1 pseudogene is annotated in these 234 nt (G+C 59.0%); it reads right to left on the reverse strand.

The annotated features are described in order from the left end of the window. A pseudogene (gene ligA / locus AC1RPJ_RS08345) lies at positions 1 to 234 on the reverse strand (NAD-dependent DNA ligase LigA); the annotation flags it as partial.

Here is a 234-nt window from a genome sequence, read left to right on the forward strand (position 1 = left end):
CCCCGGAACTCATAGGGGCCCGGTGGTGGCGTCCATTTTGCCTTCTTCACGACGCCAACAATCTTCGGAATCACATCGCCCGACTTCAGGACCTTGACGTGAGCACCCTCACCGATACCACGTTCCATCATCCATGTCGCGTTATGCGCTGTGGCCTGCGTCACGACTGTCCCGTCGATTTCGGTTGGCGTGATCTTGATCTTCGGTTGCCAGCGCCCGAGCCGCGTCTTCTTC

Source organism: Dellaglioa sp. CoH-57-MRSF-17 (genome assembly GCF_056782015.1).